The following is a 404-nucleotide window of genomic DNA, read 5'->3' on the forward strand; positions in this document are numbered from 1 at the left end:
CCGATCGGCAGGCCGTCTTTGGACAGGAAAAGCGGGAGGCTGGCGGCAGGTTGTCCGGTCACGTTGAAGATTTCCGTGAACGGCGCGAAGCCGTAGGCCCGATCCACCCATGCTGCATAATCGAACGCGGCGTCATCGCCACGGACAGCGCCAATTAGGGGCGGCAAGTCGGCTGTCGCCGGCGTCATGATCAGGTCGAAGCCGTCGAACGTCCTTGCCATCGCCAGCGATGCCCGATGCTGTCGGGCTGCGCCTTCAAATAGTCGGCGGCCGACGAGCGGCGGAAACGGTCCAGCGCATGCAAACTCAGCGCTTCGATTTCGCCGGGCAGAGGCATGCGGCCGATATCGTTGGCCCGCTCGTCGACGAGCAACGCGACCTCCGACATCCAGAAAATGCTCCAT

At 63.4% G+C, this 404-nt stretch carries 2 protein-coding genes; both read right to left on the reverse strand.

Going from position 1 to position 404, the window contains the following annotated elements; all coding sequences use genetic code 11:
• Nucleotides 1-221 (reverse strand): amidase family protein (locus tag EOA32_RS39145; RefSeq protein WP_245499548.1); only part of this gene is annotated, 221 nt, incomplete at its 3' end.
• Nucleotides 191-388: a hypothetical protein gene (locus EOA32_RS39150; protein WP_189407768.1), complete on the reverse strand. Its 198-nt coding sequence runs from the start codon at nucleotides 386-388 to the stop codon at nucleotides 191-193. The genes EOA32_RS39150 and EOA32_RS39145, both read right to left, overlap by 31 nt.
• Nucleotides 389-404 lie beyond the last annotated feature (16 nt).

The sequence above is a fragment of the Mesorhizobium sp. M1A.F.Ca.ET.072.01.1.1 genome, assembly GCF_004023325.1.
In the GTDB taxonomy this organism is placed as follows: Bacteria; Pseudomonadota; Alphaproteobacteria; order Rhizobiales; family Rhizobiaceae; genus Mesorhizobium.